The organism is Pseudomonas sp. PS02302 (assembly GCF_029959585.1).
In the GTDB taxonomy this organism is placed as follows: Bacteria; Pseudomonadota; Gammaproteobacteria; order Pseudomonadales; family Pseudomonadaceae; genus Chryseomonas; species Chryseomonas aestiva.
Genome location: NZ_JASCON010000058.1, coordinates 1 through 19,268, shown reverse-complemented (window position 1 = coordinate 19,268; position 19,268 = coordinate 1). Strand labels below are relative to the sequence as shown.

At 65.8% G+C, this 19,268-nt stretch carries 18 protein-coding genes; 7 read left to right on the top strand and 11 right to left on the bottom strand.

What is annotated here, in order from left to right:
• Positions 1 to 14 precede the first annotated feature (14 nt).
• Entirely contained in the window at positions 15 to 1,388 is a 1,374-nt protein-coding gene (gene dbpA, locus QMX82_RS18055) for an ATP-dependent RNA helicase DbpA (RefSeq protein WP_282286104.1), read from the bottom strand.
• 127 nt (positions 1,389 to 1,515) lie between these two features.
• Here dbpA and QMX82_RS18050 point away from each other — a divergent pair, with 127 nt between their 5' ends.
• Positions 1,516 to 2,148: a glutathione S-transferase family protein gene (locus QMX82_RS18050; protein WP_208694019.1), complete on the top strand. Its 633-nt coding sequence runs from the start codon at positions 1,516 to 1,518 to the stop codon at positions 2,146 to 2,148.
• Positions 2,149 to 2,157: 9 nt separating this feature from the next.
• On the opposite strand, the gene QMX82_RS18045 is transcribed toward QMX82_RS18050, so the two are convergent.
• Positions 2,158 to 3,258 carry a catalase family protein gene (locus QMX82_RS18045; protein ID WP_282286102.1) on the bottom strand — a complete coding sequence of 367 codons (1,101 nt, stop codon included), beginning with the start codon at positions 3,256 to 3,258 and terminating at the stop codon, positions 2,158 to 2,160.
• Between the two features lie 177 nt (positions 3,259 to 3,435).
• On the opposite strand from QMX82_RS18045, the gene QMX82_RS18040 reads away from it, so the two are divergent.
• Both QMX82_RS18040 and QMX82_RS18035 read left to right on the top strand, forming a co-directional pair.
• On the top strand, positions 3,436 to 3,579 hold the full coding sequence (locus tag QMX82_RS18040) for a hypothetical protein (protein WP_007161029.1): 144 nt from the start codon (positions 3,436 to 3,438) through the stop codon (positions 3,577 to 3,579).
• A gap of 121 nt (positions 3,580 to 3,700) precedes the next feature.
• Positions 3,701 to 4,540: a DUF6502 family protein gene (locus QMX82_RS18035; RefSeq protein ID WP_208694017.1), complete on the top strand. Its 840-nt coding sequence runs from the start codon at positions 3,701 to 3,703 to the stop codon at positions 4,538 to 4,540.
• Here QMX82_RS18035 and QMX82_RS18030 read toward each other — a convergent pair.
• From QMX82_RS18030 to QMX82_RS18005, 6 genes are read right to left on the bottom strand one after another with little or no spacing between them, the layout of a single operon-like run.
• A complete protein-coding gene (locus QMX82_RS18030) occupies positions 4,537 to 4,989 on the bottom strand; it encodes a type IV pilin protein (protein ID WP_208694016.1) in 453 nt (150 codons plus the stop codon). The genes QMX82_RS18035 and QMX82_RS18030 overlap by 4 nt on opposite strands.
• Positions 4,990 to 4,996: 7 nt before the next feature.
• Positions 4,997 to 8,560 (bottom strand): pilus assembly protein, encoded by a 3,564-nt coding sequence (locus QMX82_RS18025; protein WP_282286095.1) that lies wholly within the window; start codon positions 8,558 to 8,560, stop codon positions 4,997 to 4,999.
• On the bottom strand, positions 8,557 to 9,165 hold the full coding sequence (locus tag QMX82_RS18020; protein ID WP_208694015.1) for a pilus assembly PilX family protein: 609 nt from the start codon (positions 9,163 to 9,165) through the stop codon (positions 8,557 to 8,559). The genes QMX82_RS18025 and QMX82_RS18020 overlap by 4 nt, the downstream gene beginning before the upstream one ends.
• Positions 9,162 to 9,902, bottom strand: a complete 741-nt coding sequence (locus tag QMX82_RS18015; RefSeq protein ID WP_208694014.1) for a PilW family protein — start codon at positions 9,900 to 9,902, stop codon at positions 9,162 to 9,164. The genes QMX82_RS18020 and QMX82_RS18015 overlap by 4 nt, the downstream gene beginning before the upstream one ends.
• A complete protein-coding gene (gene pilV / locus QMX82_RS18010) occupies positions 9,899 to 10,504 on the bottom strand; it encodes a type IV pilus modification protein PilV (RefSeq protein WP_282286094.1) in 606 nt (201 codons plus the stop codon). Before pilV ends, QMX82_RS18015 begins: the two co-directional genes overlap by 4 nt.
• Positions 10,495 to 11,001, bottom strand: coding sequence for a GspH/FimT family pseudopilin (locus QMX82_RS18005; RefSeq protein ID WP_282286093.1), 507 nt, complete (start codon positions 10,999 to 11,001; stop codon positions 10,495 to 10,497). Before QMX82_RS18005 ends, pilV begins: the two co-directional genes overlap by 10 nt.
• Positions 11,002 to 11,744: 743 nt before the next feature.
• Between QMX82_RS18005 and QMX82_RS18000 the strand changes: the two genes are divergently transcribed.
• A complete protein-coding gene (locus tag QMX82_RS18000; RefSeq protein ID WP_208694012.1) occupies positions 11,745 to 12,428 on the top strand; it encodes a class I SAM-dependent methyltransferase in 684 nt (227 codons plus the stop codon).
• 19 nt (positions 12,429 to 12,447) lie between these two features.
• On the opposite strand, the gene QMX82_RS17995 is transcribed toward QMX82_RS18000, so the two are convergent.
• Entirely contained in the window at positions 12,448 to 13,428 is a 981-nt protein-coding gene (locus QMX82_RS17995) for a DUF6515 family protein (protein ID WP_282286092.1), read from the bottom strand.
• Between the two features lie 271 nt (positions 13,429 to 13,699).
• On the opposite strand from QMX82_RS17995, the gene proP reads away from it, so the two are divergent.
• Positions 13,700 to 15,151: a glycine betaine/L-proline transporter ProP gene (gene proP / locus QMX82_RS17990; protein WP_208694010.1), complete on the top strand. Its 1,452-nt coding sequence runs from the start codon at positions 13,700 to 13,702 to the stop codon at positions 15,149 to 15,151.
• Positions 15,152 to 15,641: 490 nt separating this feature from the next.
• Positions 15,642 to 16,121: an Lrp/AsnC family transcriptional regulator gene (locus QMX82_RS17985; RefSeq protein WP_064309082.1), complete on the top strand. Its 480-nt coding sequence runs from the start codon at positions 15,642 to 15,644 to the stop codon at positions 16,119 to 16,121.
• On the opposite strand, the gene QMX82_RS17980 is transcribed toward QMX82_RS17985, so the two are convergent.
• Together QMX82_RS17980 and QMX82_RS17975 are read right to left on the bottom strand one after the other, a co-directional pair.
• Positions 16,095 to 16,946 carry a Brp/Blh family beta-carotene 15,15'-dioxygenase gene (locus QMX82_RS17980; protein ID WP_282286091.1) on the bottom strand — a complete coding sequence of 284 codons (852 nt, stop codon included), beginning with the start codon at positions 16,944 to 16,946 and terminating at the stop codon, positions 16,095 to 16,097. The two genes, QMX82_RS17985 and QMX82_RS17980, sit on opposite strands and share 27 nt — an antisense overlap.
• 2 nt (positions 16,947 to 16,948) lie before the next feature.
• The gene (locus tag QMX82_RS17975) at positions 16,949 to 17,641 is read right to left on the bottom strand and encodes a bacteriorhodopsin (protein ID WP_282286090.1); all 693 of its coding nucleotides are present in this window, start codon (positions 17,639 to 17,641) and stop codon (positions 16,949 to 16,951) included.
• Between the two features lie 216 nt (positions 17,642 to 17,857).
• Here QMX82_RS17975 and QMX82_RS17970 point away from each other — a divergent pair, with 216 nt between their 5' ends.
• Positions 17,858 to 18,250, top strand: coding sequence for a globin domain-containing protein (locus tag QMX82_RS17970; RefSeq protein ID WP_282286089.1), 393 nt, complete (start codon positions 17,858 to 17,860; stop codon positions 18,248 to 18,250).
• Positions 18,251 to 19,268: the final 1,018 nt, after the last annotated feature.

The following is a 19,268-nucleotide window of genomic DNA, read 5'->3' as shown; positions in this document are numbered from 1 at the left end:
ATCCGCCCCTGGCCCTACAGCATCCGCACCTTGATCGACCGGCCCTTGATCTTGCCTTCGCTCAGCCGCTGCAGTGCCTGGCGGGCAATATCGCGCTCCACGGCGACGAAGGCCTGGTTGTCGAACAGGGTGATCTTGCCGATCTTGGCGCCGGGCAGGCCGGCGTCGCCGGTCAGGGCGCCGAGGATGTCGCCGGGGCGCAGCTTGTCCTTCTTGCCCGCCGCCAGGGCCAGGGTGTGCATGGTCGGCACCAGCGGCTCCGGGGTGTCGCGCAGGGCGCCGAGGGGCTGCCAGTCCAGCGGCGAGCCCTGCTGAGCCTCGATGGCCTGGGCGCGGCTGGCCTCGGCCGGTGCCACCAGCGACAGCGCCAGGCCCTGCTCTCCCGCCCGCCCGCTGCGGCCGATGCGATGCACGTGCACCGCCGGATCGCGGGACAGCTCCACGTTGATCACGGCTTCCAGGCCGGCGACGTCGATGCCGCGGGCCGCCACGTCGGTGGCCACCAGCACGCAGAGACTGCGGTTGGCGAACATCGCCAGCACCTGATCGCGCTCGCGCTGCTCCAGATCGCCATGCAGGGCAGCCGCGGAGATGCGCTGGGCATGCAGCGCCTCGACCACCTCCTGGCACTGCTGACGGGTCTGGCAGAAGGCCACGGCACTGGCCGGGCGATGGTGCCGGAGCAGGCGCACCACGGCGGCGAGGCGGTCCTGGGCGGCGATCTCATAGAAGCGCTGACGGATCTGGGTGTCGCTGTGCTGACTCTCGACGCTGATGCGCAGCGGCGCGCGCAGATAGTCCTGGGCCAGGCGCTCGATGCCTTCCGGATAGGTCGCCGAAAACAGCAGCGTCTGCCGCCGCGCCGGCGTCTGGCTGAGGATGTCGGCGATGGCCTCGATGAAGCCCATGTCGAGCATGCGATCGGCTTCGTCGAGCACCGCGACATTGAGCCCGTCCAGCACCAGGGTGCCCTTGCGCAGGTGCTCCTGTACCCGCCCCGGGGTGCCGACGATCACCTGGGCGCCATGCTCCAGGGAGGCGATCTGCGGCCCCAGCGGCATGCCGCCGCAGAGGGTCAGGATCTTCAGGTTGGGCGTGGTGCGTGCCAGGCGACGCAGTTCGCGGGCCACCTGATCCGCCAGTTCGCGGGTCGGACAGAGGACCAGGGCCTGACAGCCGAAATAGCGCGGATTGAGTCCCGTCAGCAAGCCGATGCCAAAGGCCGCCGTCTTGCCCGAACCGGTCTTGGCCTGGGCGATGAGGTCCTGGCCCTTGAGGATGATGGGCAGGCTGGCCGCCTGGATGGGCGTCATGCTCAGGTAGCCGAGTTCGGCCAGATTGGCCTGCATGGCCTCGGCCAGTGGCAGGGAAGCGAAGGATGAGGGCACGGGAGTCCTGTGAAACGGCTGGTAAAGGTTTACCAGTTTAGCAGAAGGGTACCCAGGCTCCGGTGAATGGACGCTGGATGAGGGGCTACCTATGCTAAGGGGTACGACAACTCAAGGAAGCTGCACCATGTTCGACCGGCCTGTGCTCTATACCCACCCCATGTCGCGCGGACGCATCGTGCGCTGGCTGCTGGAGGAGCTCGGACAACCCTACGAGGTGCAGCGGGTCGACTACGGGCCGGCGATGAAATCCCCGGCCTATCGCGCCATCAATCCCATGGGCAAGGTGCCGGCGCTGCGCCATGGCGCCGCCGTGGTGACCGAGACCGCCGCCATCTGCGCCTATCTCGCCGACGCCTTTCCCGCCGCCGGGCTCGCGCCGCCGCTGAGCGATCCGGCGCGCGGGGCCTACTACCGCTGGCTGTTCTTCGCCGCCGGTCCGCTGGAGGCCGCCACCACCGACCAGATGCTGGGCGTCGTCCTGCCCGAGGACCCGCAGAAGCGCCGTGCGGTGGGCTATGGCAGCCTTGCCGAGGTGCTCGACACCCTCGACGCCGCCCTGGCCCCGGGCGAGTACCTGGTGGACGATCGCTTCACCGCCGCCGATGTCTATGTCGGCGCCCATCTCGCCTGGGGCATGGCCTTTGGCACCATCGAGAAGCGTCCGCACTTCGAGCGCTATGTCGCCGGGCTGGTAAGCCGCCCGGCCGCGGTACGCGCCCGCGAACTCGACGACGCCGAGCTCGCCACGCTCAACTAGTACCCGCGCCTACAGCTCCACCGGTCCACGCGGATGGTGCAACGGGCAACCGTTGCGCGCGCTGCGGAACTGCGACGACATCTCGTAGGCTGGCTGCCGCGACCTCATGATGCCGCCAAGGGGTCGATGCGCGGCCAGACCGTGCCAGGGGCTGAACACCATGCCGTCATCCACCTCACGCGAGCGCGCCTCGTTCCAGGCCGGTTGCGGCTGGACCTCCAGGCGCGCCACGGTCACATAGGGACTGAGATCTTCCGGCCACACCACCGAGGCATCCTCGATGGGCGTCTGCTCGATATCCACGCCCAGCTGCACGCGGATCTCCCAGACGCCGCCGTGCCGGGCGAAATGGGCATTGACCGCCTCGCGCAGGCCGTCGGGCTTGCCGTTGACCTCGACCGGGGCATCGGTCAGGGCGGTCAGCTCCGGCGCCACCGGGACCACGCTGAGCTTGGCGAAATAGGGACCATAGAGAAAAGGCACCATGGTGTAGAAGGTTTCGCCGAGCGGATGGGTCTCCGGGTGGCCACCCAGGCTCTTCAGCGTCGGACTCTCGCCGCCAAAGGCTTCCACCACCTTCTCGGTACCCCGCAGCACCGCCGAGGCGACCTTCTTCAGGCCCTCGCCGCGATCGGTGGTCTTGGCCAGCAGCTTGAGCGTCTGGAGAAAGGTCTTGGGATCCGGCGCGGTAAAGGCCGGGGCGTTCTGCATGACGAAATCCTGGGTCACCTGCCCTTCGCTGCCGGGCAGGCGCTCGCCCGGCACGTCGATCAGCTTGAGCGCCAGGCCGCGCGGGGTGGAGACGCTGTCGGCCAGGAGGTCGCCCGGATTGGTCGAGAATCTGAGCACCGCGGCATAGCTGCCCGGCACGGCAAAGGCGCCCTGGGCATAGGCCGGCGGCAGGCCGTCCAGTACCGTCACCTGGCCGGTGAGCAGACCGTGACTCTTGGCGTGCACGCTGCGGAGGGCATGGCCGCCGTTGGCATAGGTGGTCTCGGTGATGTCTCTCATGGCCGCCACCATCTCGCGAACGGTGTCGGCTTCATCGTCCGGCACCTGTTCGAAGGCGGGCTGGAACGGCAACGGATGGACAGCGGTGGGCGTGGTCATCACGGGAATCCTCGGGCGCCGTCATTCGAAGGAGACGGTCAGCCAATGGACCGCTATCGCGCTAACGACGTTCGATCCCTGACCACCTGGCCGACACGAGGTCGCTGTCGACAGCTGCTCGGGAACGGCCCCGCCCAGAGGGGTTCGATATCTTCACACTAACCCCGGAGAGCCACCATGAGCGACGCCGACCAGAAGACCTACGACAACCCCAGCAACACCCCGCCGCCTGAAGAACTGCCCTATGCGGACATGGAGCCGGAAGAATTTCCGGACGATCCGGACGTGGCCGGCGCGACCGAATCGGGCACCCCTGGCTAACCAGCGCCCTGACCCGCGGACGACAGCCTGAGCGGCGTCCGCGACACTTTGTGACCGGCTGGTTTGACGGGGACCCGAGGCCCCGCGAAGATGGGCGGGCGTCTGCCGCGTCGAGTCCCCCATGCTTTCCACCAAGGTTCCCCTGCTTCTGCGCAGCCTGATCGGTCGGCTGGTGCGTATCGCCATCGCCTCCGGCGTCACCTACCAGACTTTCGATCGCCTGCTGCGCCAGACCTATTTCGAGGTCGCCCAGGATTTCGAACCGCTGCGCGACAAGCCCAATTCCGACAGTCGCATCTCGGTGCTGACCGGCCTGCCGCGCCGCGAGGTCCGCGCCTTGCGCGAGGCCAGCCCGGAACTCACCCCCTGTACGCCCAGCCTGGAATGGCAGGTGCTCAGCGCCTGGACCTCACGGCTGGATCTGCTCGATGCCGAGGGCAATCTGCGCCCCCTCCCCCGCACCCAGCGCCGCGGCGGCGAACAGAGTTTCGACGCCCTGGTCGCCAGCGTCGGCAGCGACGTCCGCGCCCGCACCGTGCTGGATGAATGGCTGCGCAAGGGTTACGCACGCCTCGACGAGGAAGACCGCGTGGTGCTCACCCCCCGTTCGCTGCTGCGCGGCACCGAGAGCCAGGAAGGCGCGGGGCGGCTGCTGGCCCATTTCACCGGCGACCTGCTGGCCGGCTTCGAGCGCCTCTACCTGCAGGACCGCGCCGCGCCGGACTTCACCTTTCACGTGGTCTACGGCCACAACCTGACCCAGGACTCGACCCTGAGTCTCTATCGCACCGCCTACGACGAGTCCATGCACCTGCTCAATCGCCTCAACCGCCTGGTGGTCGAACACGAAGCACGCGACGCCGGCAAGGCCGACGCCACCCAGCGGGTCACCCTGGGCTTTGGCGGCTATCGCGTGGGACAGGACCGGGATGCCGGCCTGGTGCAGGGGCGGGAGGATTAGCGCCAGCAGTCGGCAGCATTGCCGGAACCCTTGATCCCTTTCACGCCTTGGGCATTGAGGGTGAGATCGCCACACACCGTGTCGCGGGTCTGGGTACCACTGCGGGTAGCGGTCAGCAGATAGGGACCATTGCTGGCGTAGTCCGCGCTGTTGGCGGCATAGATGGCGGCACTCAACTGGTAGAAGCCGCTGGTCGAGGTCACCGTCTGGCTGCCCGCCGGCGTCCTGTTGTTGACGATGTTCAGATTGGCCACGCTGGTCGGATAGGCATTGTTCTGCGCATAGAAACGCTCCATCCGCGCTGCCGCCTCGTTGAGTAGGGCCTGGCCCTCGCTGCGGTTGGAGCGCAGTACGTAGTTCTGATAACTCGGATAGGCGATGGCCGCCAGGATGCCGACGATCGCCACGACGATCATCAGCTCGATCAGGGTAAAGCCTCGTGCTCGCATCGCTACCTCAGGGATCGGGATTCTGATTGGAGAAGGTGCGCCAGGTCTGGCGTTCGGATGGCTTGGCTAACGGCACGCTTCCAACGCCACCACCGCCACCACCTCCTTGTGACCCATCGTTGCTGCCCGGCAGGAGGGTACCGCCCACGCTGATAGGACCATAGCCATACACAAAGGCGTTCAGTCCGCTCAGCAGTCCGGCCATCTGCAGACGGGCGTAGCGGAGCTGGCTGCCCAGTTGCAGGTGATCGGTCCCGCCACCCGTGTAGGGATCCACTGCATAAAGATAGGTAACCGCGCCCGAATCGCAAGGATTGTCATTGGGCACCAGGGCCGCGGCGAGCAGGGTATCCGCCAGGTAGAGCGGCTTGGTGACGATCATCTCCCCCGTCGACGGCAGATTGAGGTACCAGCCGTACTTGCCGGTCCTGTTGCTGTCGCCATACCAGTCCACCGCGTTGGTGCTCAGGGTATTGGCCGTCGTGGTGATCGAAACCTGGGCCGTACTGGTATAGGTGAGTTGCGTGTCGCTGCCCAGGGTCTGCACCTGCAGATTGGCCGTGCTGAGGGTCGGCGTGCTGTCGGCGGCCTTGCCTGCCGTCTGGCGGTCCCAGATGCCATACAGGCTCATGGCCTTGCCGGTGACGGCGGTGGCGTCGCCGGCCTCCAGGTACTTGCCGGTGCCAAAGAGCAGCAGATGGCCGATCCCCGAGGGATGCCGCAGCAGGCGCGGCGCCGCGGTGATGGCCTGGATCTGGTTGGCGTCGCCGCTGGTGTAACGGGACGCCCGGGCGCGATACAGGGGCGCTCCGCCAAAGGCGACCTTGAAGGCGCTCGCGCTGGCATTGGCCTTTAGATCGCTGCCGATCAGGTCGAAGCGCCAGAGATTGCCGTGCAGGTCGCCCGCGTAAACGTAGTCGGCGACCAGATCGCCATCGACATCGGCCACCGTTGGCGCAGCCAGACCATTGGGCGTGGTCAGACCGTCCTTGGGCTCGGGCGTGAGCGCGGCGAGGCGCTTGCCGGTCTTGACGTCCAGGGCATAGAGCACCGCCTTGTCATTGGCACCGTTGTAACCGTTGGCCAGCAGCACCGCCCAGTCGCCACTGTGCAGCCGGGCGACCACGGGCTGGCTGTAGGTCAGGCCGAGCTCGCTGAAATCCGGATCGCTGGCACTGAGCTCCCAGAGAACCCTGGGATTATCGGGATCGGTGATGTCCAGGGCGAACACCGCCCGACCACCGCCTCTCAGGGTGCCGATCAGCACGCTATGCCAGTCATTGTCGTAGTAGACGTCCTGCACCACCGGGGCGCCGTCCACCAAAAACTGGTGGGTGCTGCTGGTGTAGCTCGGATCGCTGAGCTTGTAGAGATTTGGGATGACCGCACTGGGAACGAAGGCGAAGGCCTCGTCGCCGTTGTCGTCGAAGGCGTGCAGCATGCCGTCGTTGGCACCGACGTAGATCCGCGTGGCTCGCTTCGCCCATTTCTGCTGGAAGGCGCTGTAGCTGCCGGCAGCGCCGAGCGCATTCATCCTGGCAGCAGGACTGCTGGGTGCACTGACCAGCGCCGGTGTGGAATCGATGATGTCGCCGAGCAGATGATTGCGAATGCGCAGGGCCGGCGTGGCCGTCTGGCTTTCCTTGCTGCGATCGCCACGCAGGTAATTGACCCGGGCCTCGCCATAGCTGTCGCGGGTACCGTTGGCGTTGCGGTTCAGCGTCGCCTTCTGGTCGTCGCTCAGATTGCTCCAGATAAATGGCTGACGCACCCCGCCCACGCTCATGTACACCTTGCGCGCGGCAAAGCTGCCCGTGCCATAGGTCGTATCCAGACGACTCTGGGCACTCCAGACCTTGGTGGTGCTCGTCGAGGTGCGCAGGTACTTGGCAAGGTCGCCGCTCCAGTCGCTGCTGGAGAAACTGGGCACATAGCTGTAGTTGGAGCTCTGGGTGCTGTCCAGCAGCGGCGAGGAGGCCTGGCCGGCACTGGCCGTATTGGTCTGGGCGATACGATTGACCACCTGATTCAGGGAGTCGACCAGGCCATTGGCATCGTCGGCGCTGAAGAAGTCGCCGCGCGAGTTGATCGCCGCGTGCCAGAGGTCATAGACATTGTTGTCGCTGTCGCTGCTGGCGGCGGGCCAGCTCATGGTGGGGCTGTAGCCGCCGGCGAAGGTGCTGCCGCCCCAGGCCGGACTGGTCAGCGACGAACTCAGGCCGAAGCCGACGGTATAGGTGACCAGATGCTGCCAGGTGGCCGGATCGTTCTTGGGATTCCAGTACTGGGTATCGGTGTTGCTGCTGGCGTCGCGGACATAGGGCGAAAGCTGGTTCGGGATGCCTGGCTGGGCATCGGTCGCCCAGTATTTGAACGCCAGGTCGGCCAGGGTGTTGCTCGCGCTGTCGGTGAAAGGCGCCCGCGGCGAGTACCTGGTGCCGTCCGGGAGCGTCTGCCCACTGCCATCCACGTTACCGGCGCCGATGGTGTCCGAGTTCCACTTACCATCGGTCATCATGATCTGATAACTCGGGCGGCAGGCATATTCGGGACTCTGGGTCACCCCGGGGTCCTTGGCGTAGGGCGCGTCCTTGCCGCTGCTCTGCAGGAAGCGACCAGCACGATCCAGGGCACTGCGCAGCGGCGTGCCGGTATTGAAGTTGATATCGCCCAGCCACCGGAAGAAATTGGCCCGCGCCTGGCCGTCGAAGGTGCGCAGCTGATTGCTGCCACGGTAGCTGATTCCTTCACAGTCGGTGCCGGAGTTCAGGGTGGTGCAGTTGCTCAGGTCCTGCCAGGTCAGCCGCACCGAGCTGGAAAATTGCGAGAAGGCCAGATTGGCCGACGACTGCATGCTCAGGGCGCGGTTGCGATAGAAGGCATACCAGATGGCGAAGTTCTGCCGATCCGCCGCGGAAGTGGGATTCACCAGGGTGTAGCAGTCTTCATTCGACGTCTGGCAGTTGGGATTTCCCTTGTTGAACGCGTAGTAATAGGCTGGAACCCCAGCCTCGGTCCTATCGTTCCACCAGACATAGAAATCCGCTCTGGGATTTTCTGCCAGGTAGTAGATAGTGCCGGTAGCGCCACCATAATTTGTCCCAGCGTTGTAGTTGGTATCCTGGCCACGAGCGGTGTCGTACTCCCAGGCGACGCGATAGTCCCGGCTCAGATCCACGGTGCCGGCCCCGGGTCGGAAGCCGTTCACGTATACCCGGGTGAAATCGAAGCCGGTGCCGCTGCTGACCGGATAGTCCGAGGTCGTCAGAACCCCATTGCTGAAGGTGACCTTCTTCGGCACGGCATAGCTCACCGCCGGGTTGTAGTAGAGCGCATTGAAGGCCGCCGACTTGACCCGCCGCGTGGTGCGCAGGCCATTGGCGCTGTAACCCAGTGAGTCCGGAATGAAGCCCCACTTCATGCTGTTGGAATTGTCCAGCGTGACGATGATATTGGGATCGACGCCGGTACTCAGGAACAGCGGTTGCTGGCCGATGTTCAGGTTGCTGGCGCTGGCACTGGCCGCGGCGAGCAGCGCGGTCGATAGCGCCAGACGGAACGAAAGCTTCATTTCACCTCCAGCTTGACGATGCTCTGCAGGATGACCGGAAAACGCGCCCCACCACTGCGCGCGACGGCGGTTACCCGGTAGTAGTAGGTCCCACGCCCCTGGTACACGTCACCCAGATCACCTTCCGGACCACCCTGCATGGCGGTCACCACCCAGCGCGGCGCCAGGCGATAGCGGGATTGGCCATCGAAACCGCGATAACCCACGGAGTTTTCCGCTGGTACCGGGTCAAGGGTCTGCAGGGCGACCTTGGCCCAGGCCTGGACCTTGGCCTGGGTGTCCAGATCCTTGCTGTCGCTGAGGATGCACAGATTCTCGACAGTGGCCGCCAGAGCATTCGAACTGGTCGTGCAGGAGTCGAAGCCGTCGCTGGCATTGCCGAAGGCCAGGGTTCCCCGCAGGCTGCTGAGCCGCCGTTCGGCTTCGCGCAGCGCCGATTCGGCGGCGTTGTAGGCGCGTTTCTGCTCGGAGACGTTGCCACCCACCCGGTTCTGCAAGGTGGTCTCGCGCATGCTGGTCACGGCCAGCAGAGTGAGCAGCAGGAGCATGACCAGGGCGATCAGCAGCACCGCGCCCCCTTGCTTCCGGGGTGAACGGGACGTCATGGCATCAGATTCCGCAAGGTGACACTGCCCTGGACGATCTGCAGCACCTGGGTGCTGGCGCCCGCGGGCAGTTCGCGCCCGGTGAGGGGCTTCCAGTTGGCGGCCATGGCGTTGGCCATACCCTCGGTGGGTACGGCGCGACTGGAAAACAGCGCGGCATAGCGCACGGCCTGACTCGGCTGGCTGGGGGTGGGCAGCGTGAACCAGACGAAATCCGCCAGGCCGGCGACGATGACCTGGGCCGGCCTGCCCTGGGCGCTGCATTGCAGGGTACCGCGGCCAAGGGTGCCAGCGGGATCGGCGACGTAGCTGATACGGGTCAGCACCTCGGTGCCGTTACCGTTGGCATCTTCGGCGATAGGATTGCCCAGACAGTCGCTGTCCCTGCCCTTGGTCTCGCCCTGGTAGCGCAGGCACAGCCCGGTCTTGTCGTCGGTCAGGGCGACGGCCTGGCCGCTGCTCATCGCCGGACAGCCGTTGGCAGCGGGACGCGCGGCAAAGGCGGTCTCCAGCGTCGTCTGCAGGGTCGGATTGGCCCGGAAGCCCGCGCGCGCCAGTTGCTGGTCGAGCAGCAGCAGGGCGGTCCGGCCGTTTTCCTCGTTGCTGACCTGGCCTTCCTGGAACAGCGCGTGTCGCTTGTTGTTCAGGTACAGCTGGGTCACCGCCAGGATGAGAAAGCTGCTCAGGGTCAGGGCCACCATCAGTTCGATGATGGACAGGCCGCGCTGCGCCCTCATAACTCGCCCCTCAGGGTGTAGAAGCACAGGCCGCCACTGCAGCCGGTGCTGTTGCCGGTATTGTCCTGCCAGGCAAGGACGATCATGACCATGGAGGCATCGGGTGACACGCAGGCATCGGGGTCCGCATAGGGCGCGGCGCTGCCCACCTGGGGCGGCTGGCGCGTCGGGCATACCGCGAAATTGGCCTTGAGGATGGCATCGCTGACCGGCAGCAGCGTCCGCACCTGCTGCAGCCAGCAGGTCAGATCCTTGCCGGCGATGGTCTCGCCGCCCTGGCCCCGAGCGAGGCTGGCACAGGAGCCATCGGCCGCCTCCAGGGCCCGGGTGGTGAAGTCCTTACCGACTGGCTTGGCATAGGGGCTGTCGGCGCTGAACCGACCCTTGCTGTCCAGCGCGGCCCCGGCGTTGCTGCGCATCAGCTCCAGCAGATCACCCGCCAGCATGATGGCGTTGTTGCGCTGGATGGCGTCCTGGGACAGCACCAGGCTGCGCGACTGCAGCGCCACCAGGCCCAGCACGCCGATACAGATGATCACCAGGCTCACCAGCACCTCGATCAGGCTGAAGCCTGCCTGGGAAGACTCGCGGCTCAACTGCATCCGCTGCTCGCTGACGTCGGTGTGAAATCGGCCACTTCGGTATGGCCACCCTGGCTGACGGTGAGGAGCTTGCCCGGAGTGCTTCTGTCGTTGCTGGCGCAGAGCCGGACGGTGAAGGCGCTCGCCAGGGTGCCGTTGGGCCTGAAGGTCAGGCGCGTGGCCGTCCCGGTGCTGCTGAGGCCACTGGGCGCCAGGCCGGTGCCCTCGAAGGTCCTCAGGATTTCCACGCCACCGGTCACTGTACTGCTGGCGGTGGTGACCTTGAGCGCCCCGGACCAGTTGTTGACGTCGGGGGCCTCGACGCTGACGTTGAGCCCGCGGGTCAAGGCCTCGCTCCGGGCATAGGTGAGCAGATTAGTCAGCTCATTCGTGGCCACGAGGACGCGATTGGCTCTCGTCATGGCGCCGAAGCCGGGTGTTGCGATGGAGACCAGGATCGCCACCAACGCCATGACTATGAGCAATTCGGTAAGAGTGAAGCCCGCAGCCTTCTGCATGCCAGGTCTGCCTTGTGCGTGACGGAATGACGAGGATGCTGCACTCAAGCGGGCTGTAAATCAGCAATAGCGGGATATTCGGCCATCTTGGCGGGATGACTGGACGGCGCGGAGATGAGCGAAACGAGTGATGGTAGCGTGGCGGATTCCTTTGCATAACGTAAATAAAGCTACCTATCAATATGCTATCTAAGCATCTGTCGCTTGCTCGCATGCTCTGAAACGCGGGTCTTGATCGGTTGGCGCCCTGAAAAAGGTAAGACTTTTAATGGAGGCGCCGCACGGCCTGCTGACCATGGCTTTCCCTACCTTCCCCGCCTTCCGCCGCTCTCGGCGTTGTGCTCCTTCTCTCCTACCCGGAGCTGCCCCAGGAAGAACGCCGCTGGGTAACTGGCTAAGTCCATTAATTGAACGAACAAATAATAAAATAATATTTAAATTGAAAGAACGAACAATCAAAAACAATTAAAACTACCAACTTCTCATCCAGGCGAGATAACGCCAGACATAACTAGCCAAACACCGTGAGATTGTTCTAAAACGGTAACAACCTTATCTGGAGCAGCCGCTACGCCTGGCTTGCGGGCCGTGGACAGTCAGGCGCCAGGCCATCTTTCAATCCGCATGACGAAATAGCGCAACGCCTGTAGCCCCCCCTAGATCGCACTTATAACCCTCGGACGCCACGCCGAATGGGCGCCGTCACTCCGCTGCTTTCATCTACCGACAATGACAAGGCCGCTATGCACGACTCGAAGAAAATCGATTACTCGCTGAATACTGCCGACACCTCAGCTCCACACTCCGCGCTGGACAATGCCGCCATCATTTCCGCGTACCGGCGCTGGGCCAATGTCTATGACCGGGTGTTCGGCGGCGTTTCCGCCCCCGGCCGCAAGCGCGCGGTGGCGGCGGTCAACGCCCTGGCGGGTACCCGGGTACTGGAAGTGGGGGTAGGGACGGGGCTGGCCCTGCCCCACTACAGCGCCGACAAGCGCGTCACCGGCATCGATCTCTCGCCCGACATGCTGGCCAAGGCCCGGGAGCGCGTCAGCCGCGACGCCATCACCACGGTGGACGCCCTGCTCGAAGCCAATGCCGAGGACACCGGGCTGCCCACCGGCTCCTTCGATATCGCCGTGGCCATGTTCGTGGCCTCCGTGGTGCCCAATCCGCGCAAACTGATGCAGGAGATGCGCCGGGTGGTGAAGCCGGGCGGTCACCTGCTGCTGGTCAATCACTTCCAGGCCGAGAGCGGTCTGCGGCTGCTGGCGGAAAAGGCCCTGGCACCGGCCTCGCGCAAGCTTGGCTGGCACCCGGACTTCGCCATGGATTCCATCCTCTCCCGGGAAGACCTGCGCCGCGCCAGTCGCAGCAGCGTGCCGCCCTTCGGGCTGTTCACCCTGGTGCAACTGACCAACGACTGAGCACTACTCCAGGCGACGGCTACTCCACGCGATAGCCACGTCCCGCCAGACAGGCCGCCAAGGCCTGGCGGAAGCGCTGGGCAAGATAGGGATCGGCGACCGCGCCGGGGCGTTCGGGATCGAAGCCAGACTCTCCGGCGGCGTAGCGCCGACAGTCGTAGCGATCCGTGGCGTAGCGCTGCGGCGACTGCCCCTGCAAGGGATAGGCGGTGACGTCATAGGCGTCGTAACCCGTTCCGGCCGGCGCTGCCGTCGTGGTCGGCACGGCCGCCACATTGGGATCGGCGACGGTGACGAAGCCGCCACCCGGATCGGTGCGGTAGTAGCTGCCCGCGGCGAAGTAGTAGGTGGTGCCGCCCATCCACAGGGTCTCGGCGAAGGCCGGCAGGACGCTGACGCGCACCCCGGTCGGCGGCAGGGTCACCACATAGCGCGGCCCCTGGGGTCGATACCAGTAGCCGTCGGCATAGTAATACTGGCTGTCGCGATACCAGACGCGAGTGAAGCCGGCCGGCACGCCCGGCACCTCGAAACCCGGTCGCCACTGGGGATTGGCGCCCCAGCCCGGACGCTGGCCGGCCCAGTGCGGATCCCGCTCCGGACGCGGTGGCGGGGGCGGCGGATAGTTCCGACCCGGTTGGTCGGGCGCCGGCATCATGTAGCCGGGACGCGGCACGGGGACGGGTCGATCCTGCCAGGCCGGCTGATAGCCCGGCCGCGGTGGCGGGGGGGCGTTGCGCTCCCAGCGCTCCAGGGCCGGACCATTGCCGCGCCCAGGCCCGTCGCCCCGCCCGGGCGGGCCGCCATTCCAGTCACCCTGACCGCCGCCCTGCCAGCGCCCGGCATTGCCTGGGGGCATGACCGGTGGCGGCTGGGCGCCCGCTGGGGGCGTGACATAGCCGCCGCCGAGGCGATAGTTGTTATCGGCCCAGGCGGGCCCGGCGCTCCACAGGGAAACACCGGAAAGCACAAGCGCACACAGCACGGCAGGCGATTTCATCGCACGGCTCCACGAGGGGATGACCCAGAGTACCCCAAGGCTTGGACCCTGCCCCAGGCTGGCTGTTAGCCCCGCGCCGATCTGCCCTTGAACGGCCCCTGCAGGGCGCCGAGAGACCCGGAGCCCGCAGGCACGGAGCGAGCGCCCGCGCCTGCAACCATCACGGGCTCCCGGGTCGCCCCCTGGAGGTAGCGAGGAAGTTTCTGCCCCTCTGTCATCGCACTTCTAGCGGTCCGCTCGGGTCTATGGCCCCACGCAAGGAGGAAAACACATGTCGAAACACCATCATCACGTTGGCTGGTTCAAGCGTCGCCATGAGGTAAAGCCGGACGACCTCACTATCGTCGACAATTCCCTGGTCAAGCGCGCCGTCGGCGCCGCCGCCCTTGGCAATGCCATGGAGTGGTTCGACTTCGGCGTCTATGGCTACCTGGCCGTGACCCTGGGCAAGGTCTTCTTTCCCGACGGCGATGCCGCGGCCCAGCTGATCGCCACCTTCGCCACCTTTACCGTGGCCTTCCTGGTTCGCCCCATCGGCGGCATGGTGTTCGGCCCCCTGGGTGACAAGTACGGTCGCCAGAAGGTGCTGGCCCTGACCATGATCATGATGGCCCTGGGTACCTTCAGCATCGGCCTCATCCCCAGCTACCAGAGCATCGGCATCTGGGCGCCCGCCCTGCTGCTGCTGGCGCGCGTGGTGCAGGGCTTCTCCACCGGCGGTGAATACGGAGGGGCGGCGACCTTCATCGCCGAATACGCCACCGACAAGACCCGCGGACGCATGGGTAGCTGGCTGGAGTTCGGTACCCTGGCCGGCTATATCGCCGGCGCGGGAACGGTGACGGCGCTCACCGCGGCCCTGACCCAGGAGCAGCTGCTCGACTGGGGCTGGCGCGTGCCCTTCTTCATCGCCGGCCCGCTCGGCCTGCTCGGCCTCTACATGCGTCTCAAGCTGGAAGAGACCCCGGCATTCAAGGCTCATACCGAGGCCAACGAAGGCAAGGCGGCGGACGGCCCGGCGCACAGCCTGCGCGAGCTGTTCACCCTGCATCGCGTCGCCCTGCTCAAGTGCATCGGCCTGGTGCTGGTGTTCAACGTCACCGACTACATGCTGCTGACTTACATGCCCAGCTACCTGGCCGTAACCATGGGGTATGCCGAGACCAAGGGCCTGCTGCTGATCCTCATCGTCATGGTGGTGATGATGCCGCTCAACATCCTCGGTGGCTTCTTCAGTGACCGCCTGGGTCGCAAGCCGATGATCATCGGTGCCTGCCTGGCGATCCTGGTGCTGGCGATTCCCTGCCTCAAGCTGATCGGCAGCGGCCACGACTGGCTGATCTTCCTCGGCCTGATGCTCCTGGGCATGGCCCTGGCCTGCTTTACCAGCACCATGCCCTCCACCCTGCCGGCGCTGTTCTACACCCCGATCCGCTACAGCGCCCTGTCCATCGCCTTCAACATCTCGGTGTCGCTGTTTGGCGGGACCACCCCGCTGGTCACCGCCTGGCTGGTGGAAAAGACCGGCGACCCCCTGGTGCCGGCCTACTACATGATGGTTGCGGCGGTGATCGGCATCCTGACCATGCTCACCGTGCGCGAAACCGCCGGCCAACCCCTGCGCGGCTCGCCGCCCTCGGTGGCCAGCGAAGAGGAGGCCAAGGAATTCCTCGCCAGCGACGCGCCCCTGACCGTGGACAAGCAGCCGCCCGGGCAGGCGTAAGCCCCGATCGCGGCCATGGCGGTCCGCCGATGCGGCCGCTCCTGCAAGCTTGTACCGCTGTAGGAGCGGCCCACGGCCGCGATGCTCTTCCCACCCAACCTCCCCCAATCGCCCCCTCTCCCTCTGGGAGAGGGCCGGGGTGAGGGTGAGCCCAACTCCAAAACTTCAACGCAAAAGAAAAGGGGAGACCTTGCGGCCTCCCCTTGAATTCGTTGTCCTCTCGCACCGCTCGTGACGGTGGCTGCGATCGACCAGGAATGATGACCTGGGCGGGCCCGGGCGTCGCGGACGGGATACCGTCGTTGACGATGCGAAAGGCCCTCCTGGGGCGCCTTCGTTGGACAGCTCTACCGGGCTATCGAAGTTGAGTTCAGCTTACGCCCCCACTGCCGGCAGCGGGTTGCGTTGTGCAGCTTCTTTCCTGCCTCTTGCGCAATCCATGACCATAAACCTAGGATTGGGCGCAATTGGCTAGCGCAAGGCACGCAAAATGGACAAACTCGATCGCTTCGATCTGAAAATCTTGGCAGAACTGCAGCGCGACGCGCGCCTCTCCAACCAGGAACTGGCCGAACGCATCGGCCTGTCGCCCTCGCCCTGTTCGCGCCGGGTCAAGCAACTGGAAGACAGCGGCTACATCACCCGCCAGGTCGCCCTGCTGGATCGCAAGAAACTCGGGCTGTCGCTGACCGCCTTCGTGCTGATCGGCATGGACAGACACACCCCGGAGCGCTTCGAGAACTTCCAGGCGATCATCGCCCAGTGCCCCGAGGTGCTGGAGTGCTGCCTGGTCACCGGCATGGATGCGGACTATCAGCTCAAGGTCGTCGTGCCCGACATGGAGCACTACCAGCAGCTGCTGCTGGGCACCCTGACGCGTATCGAGGGCGTCTCCAGCGTGCGATCGAGCTTCGTGCTCAACCAGATCCTGGCCAGTACCGAACTACCGCTCAACCACCTGCGGCCCTGAGCGGGATGCGGCCTCGGCATCCGGGGCGAGAAAGCGCGGCAGCACCAACATGTGCGGCACGGCGAAGGCCGCCAGCACAGCGAACAGCGCGCGGATGCCGGTACGCTCCTGCAGCAGGAACACCAGGCCACCGGCCAGGGTAAACAGCGCTGCGCCCAGCAGGATCGGCCACGTCAGGCGCAGATAGGCCTTGAAGGTAGGCGCCCCCAACAAACGTTGGCGCACCCCGGTCTGGGGCGCGGCGTGCAGCAGGTAGAAGCCCAGGGCGAACCCGACCAGGGGCGGCGCCAGCACCACCGCCAGCAGCGTCACCGCCAACCTGGGGCACCGCTGCTGCCAGGCGGCCAGCAACAGCACCGGCAGCGCCAGCAGCCCACCCAGGGCGAGCACGCGGGCCAGCCAGTCTGCGAGGGCCAGAGAAGCAGCCGGCCCCATGGCCAGCGCCAGCAACCGGGCGACGGCGGCTTCGTGCACCACCGCCGGACCGCCAATGATGAACAGCCCCAGGGCCAGCGAGATCAGTCGACTGGGAAATAGCTCGTCTTCATGGGCGAAATGCCAGGCCGAGAGCAGCAGGAACAGCAGCAGCGCCGCCGTGCCCGCCAGTTGCCAGCAGAGCAGACAGGCCAGGGCCGTCGCCAGGTAGCTGCCGAGGAAGGCGAGGCGCCGCCCGGGTGCGACCAGGCGCAGATCGCTGGCCCCATGCAGCAGGCCCAGACCCAGGCCTACCAGCAGCACGAAGGTCAGTTGCCCGGCCCCACCCGCCAGGCTGGCGAGTCCGGCGGCCGGCAGCAGCACCCGCTCGCCGCGCCCGGTGGCCGTCATGCTCAGACGCCAGGCCGCGCCAGGGCCGCCTTGAGATTGCGCTCCGAGGTGAAGGCATAAACCACCTTGGCCAGCACATCGAGGATCAGGAAGACCCAGACCGTGGCGGCGTCGCTCACCGCCCAGACCCCCTCGGGACCCACGGCGAAGACCACCGGATAGATCAGCCAGAGCACACTCAGAAAGCCGACATTCTTGCGATAGGCCGCGCCGATCGCAGGGTGCTGCCCAGCCAGGGTCGCCAGCGGTTTCCACAGCAGATAGAGCACCCCGACGAAGGCCGCGCAGGACCAGGCGAAGAACACCCACTTGATGGTGCCGTAGGGTGCCAGGGAGGCGACCAGGCCGGTCACGATCATCACCACGTCCAGGGTGACGATGGAGGCCACGAAGCCGGCCTGGCCTTCCTGCTCGCGTGCGCCCAGATAGGCCGAGCTCACTACCCCGGCCAGCAGCAGCGGCGTGGTGAAGGTCCAGTCCAGGTAACGGGCGACGTAGGTGATGCTGCCGTCCGGCTTGATCAGGTTGCCGACTCCCAGGTACATGGAAAGATAGGCCGTGGCGGCGATGAAGGGCACCGCGGCATGGACCAGAGTATGGCCGCGCAACGGTCCGCGGTGTGCGCCCTTGGCATAGATGGCCAGGGAAGCCAGCGACATGATGACGAAGCCGATTAACAGGGGGGTCTGACTCATGGGGTTCTCCAGGGGACGTTAATCGCGCCGCGACGAACCAGACCCTCTGGAGTGGGGGTTTCTCGGCTACCGCTGCGCCTAGGGTAGAAAAGCGCCCCTGTGAATTGGTTCAAAATGTTTCAGAACCACCGATTGGCTGTCGGCTTGACCCGCATCAAGACGCCTGCCCATTCCCCCAGGCAAGCTGCGCCGCTTCATGCCCGCCCAGGAATCCGCATGCTGCCGGCCCAGAACGTGATGCTGAGCTATGGACGCTGCTGCGCCAGCCCCGCCTTCTTCGATGATTTCTATCAACGCTTCCTGGCCAGCTCGCCCCGGGTCCGGGAAAAATTCGCCCATACCGACATGGCCGCGCAGAAGCTGCTGCTGCGCCACGGCATCATGAACCTGGTACTCGTCGCCCGCGGCATGCCCACCACCAAGCTGCGTCAGCTTGGCGAAAGCCATTGCCGGGCACGGCTGGACATCGGCCCCGAACTCTACGACCTCTGGGTCGACTGCCTGCTCGCCACCTTGGCCCAACATGATCCTGACTTCTCTCCCGCGCTGCGCCAGGAATGGCAGGGCGTGCTGGAAGCGGGAATCGCGGTGATGCACAGCCACTACTGAGCCGGCCTTGGGCCTGTTGGGCTTCGCTGCGCTCAGCCCAACCTACGACACCCATAGGTTGGGCTGAGACAGTCCCATCGTCGAAGCCCAACACCACCCAAACACCCCCTCTCCCCTAGTGAGAGGGCTGGGGTGAGGGCAACCCAGACCCCGTAGGCTGGGCTGAGACAGCCCCACCCTCGAAGCCCAACACCCAAAAGCACCGCACTCCACCCAAACACCCTCTCCCCCCCCAGGGAGAGGGCCGGGGTGAGGGCAAACCAAACCCCGTAGGTTGGGCTGAGACAGCCCCACCGTCGAAGCCCAACGCCCCAAGGCACCGCACCCCACCCAAACGCCCCCTCTCCCCCAGGGAGAGGGCCGGGGTGAGGGCAACCCAGACCCCGTAGGTTGGGCTGAGACAGCCCCACCCTCGAAGCCCAACGCCCAAAAGCAACGCACCCCACCCAAACACCCCCTCTCCCCTAGGGAGAGGGCTGGGGTGAGGGCAACCCAGACCCCGTAGGCTGGGCTGAGACAGCCCCACCTTCGAAGCCCAACACCCAAAAGCAACGCCCCCCACCCAAACGCCCCCTCTCCCCCAGAGAGAGGGCCGGGGTGAGGGCAACCCAGACCCCGTAGGCTGGGCTGAGACAGCCCCACCTTCGAAGCCCAACACCCAAAAGCAACGCCCCCCACCCAAACGCCCCCTTTCCCCCAGGGAGAGGGCCGGGATGAGGGCAACCCAGACCCCGTCGGTTGGGCTGAGACAGCCCCACCCTCGAAGCCCAACACCCAAAAGCACCGCACCCCACCCAAACGCCCCCTCTCCCCCCGGTAGAGGGCTGGGGTGAGGGCAACCCAGACCCCGTAGGTTGGGCTGAGACAGCCCCACCCTCGAAGCCCAACGCCCCAAAACAACGCACCCCACCCAAACGCCCCCTCTCCCCCAGGGAGAGGGCCGGGGTGAGGGCAAACCAAACCCCGAAGTACCACTATCCCCCCCAAAACAGCCCAAAACCCGCCACCAGCCAGCCAC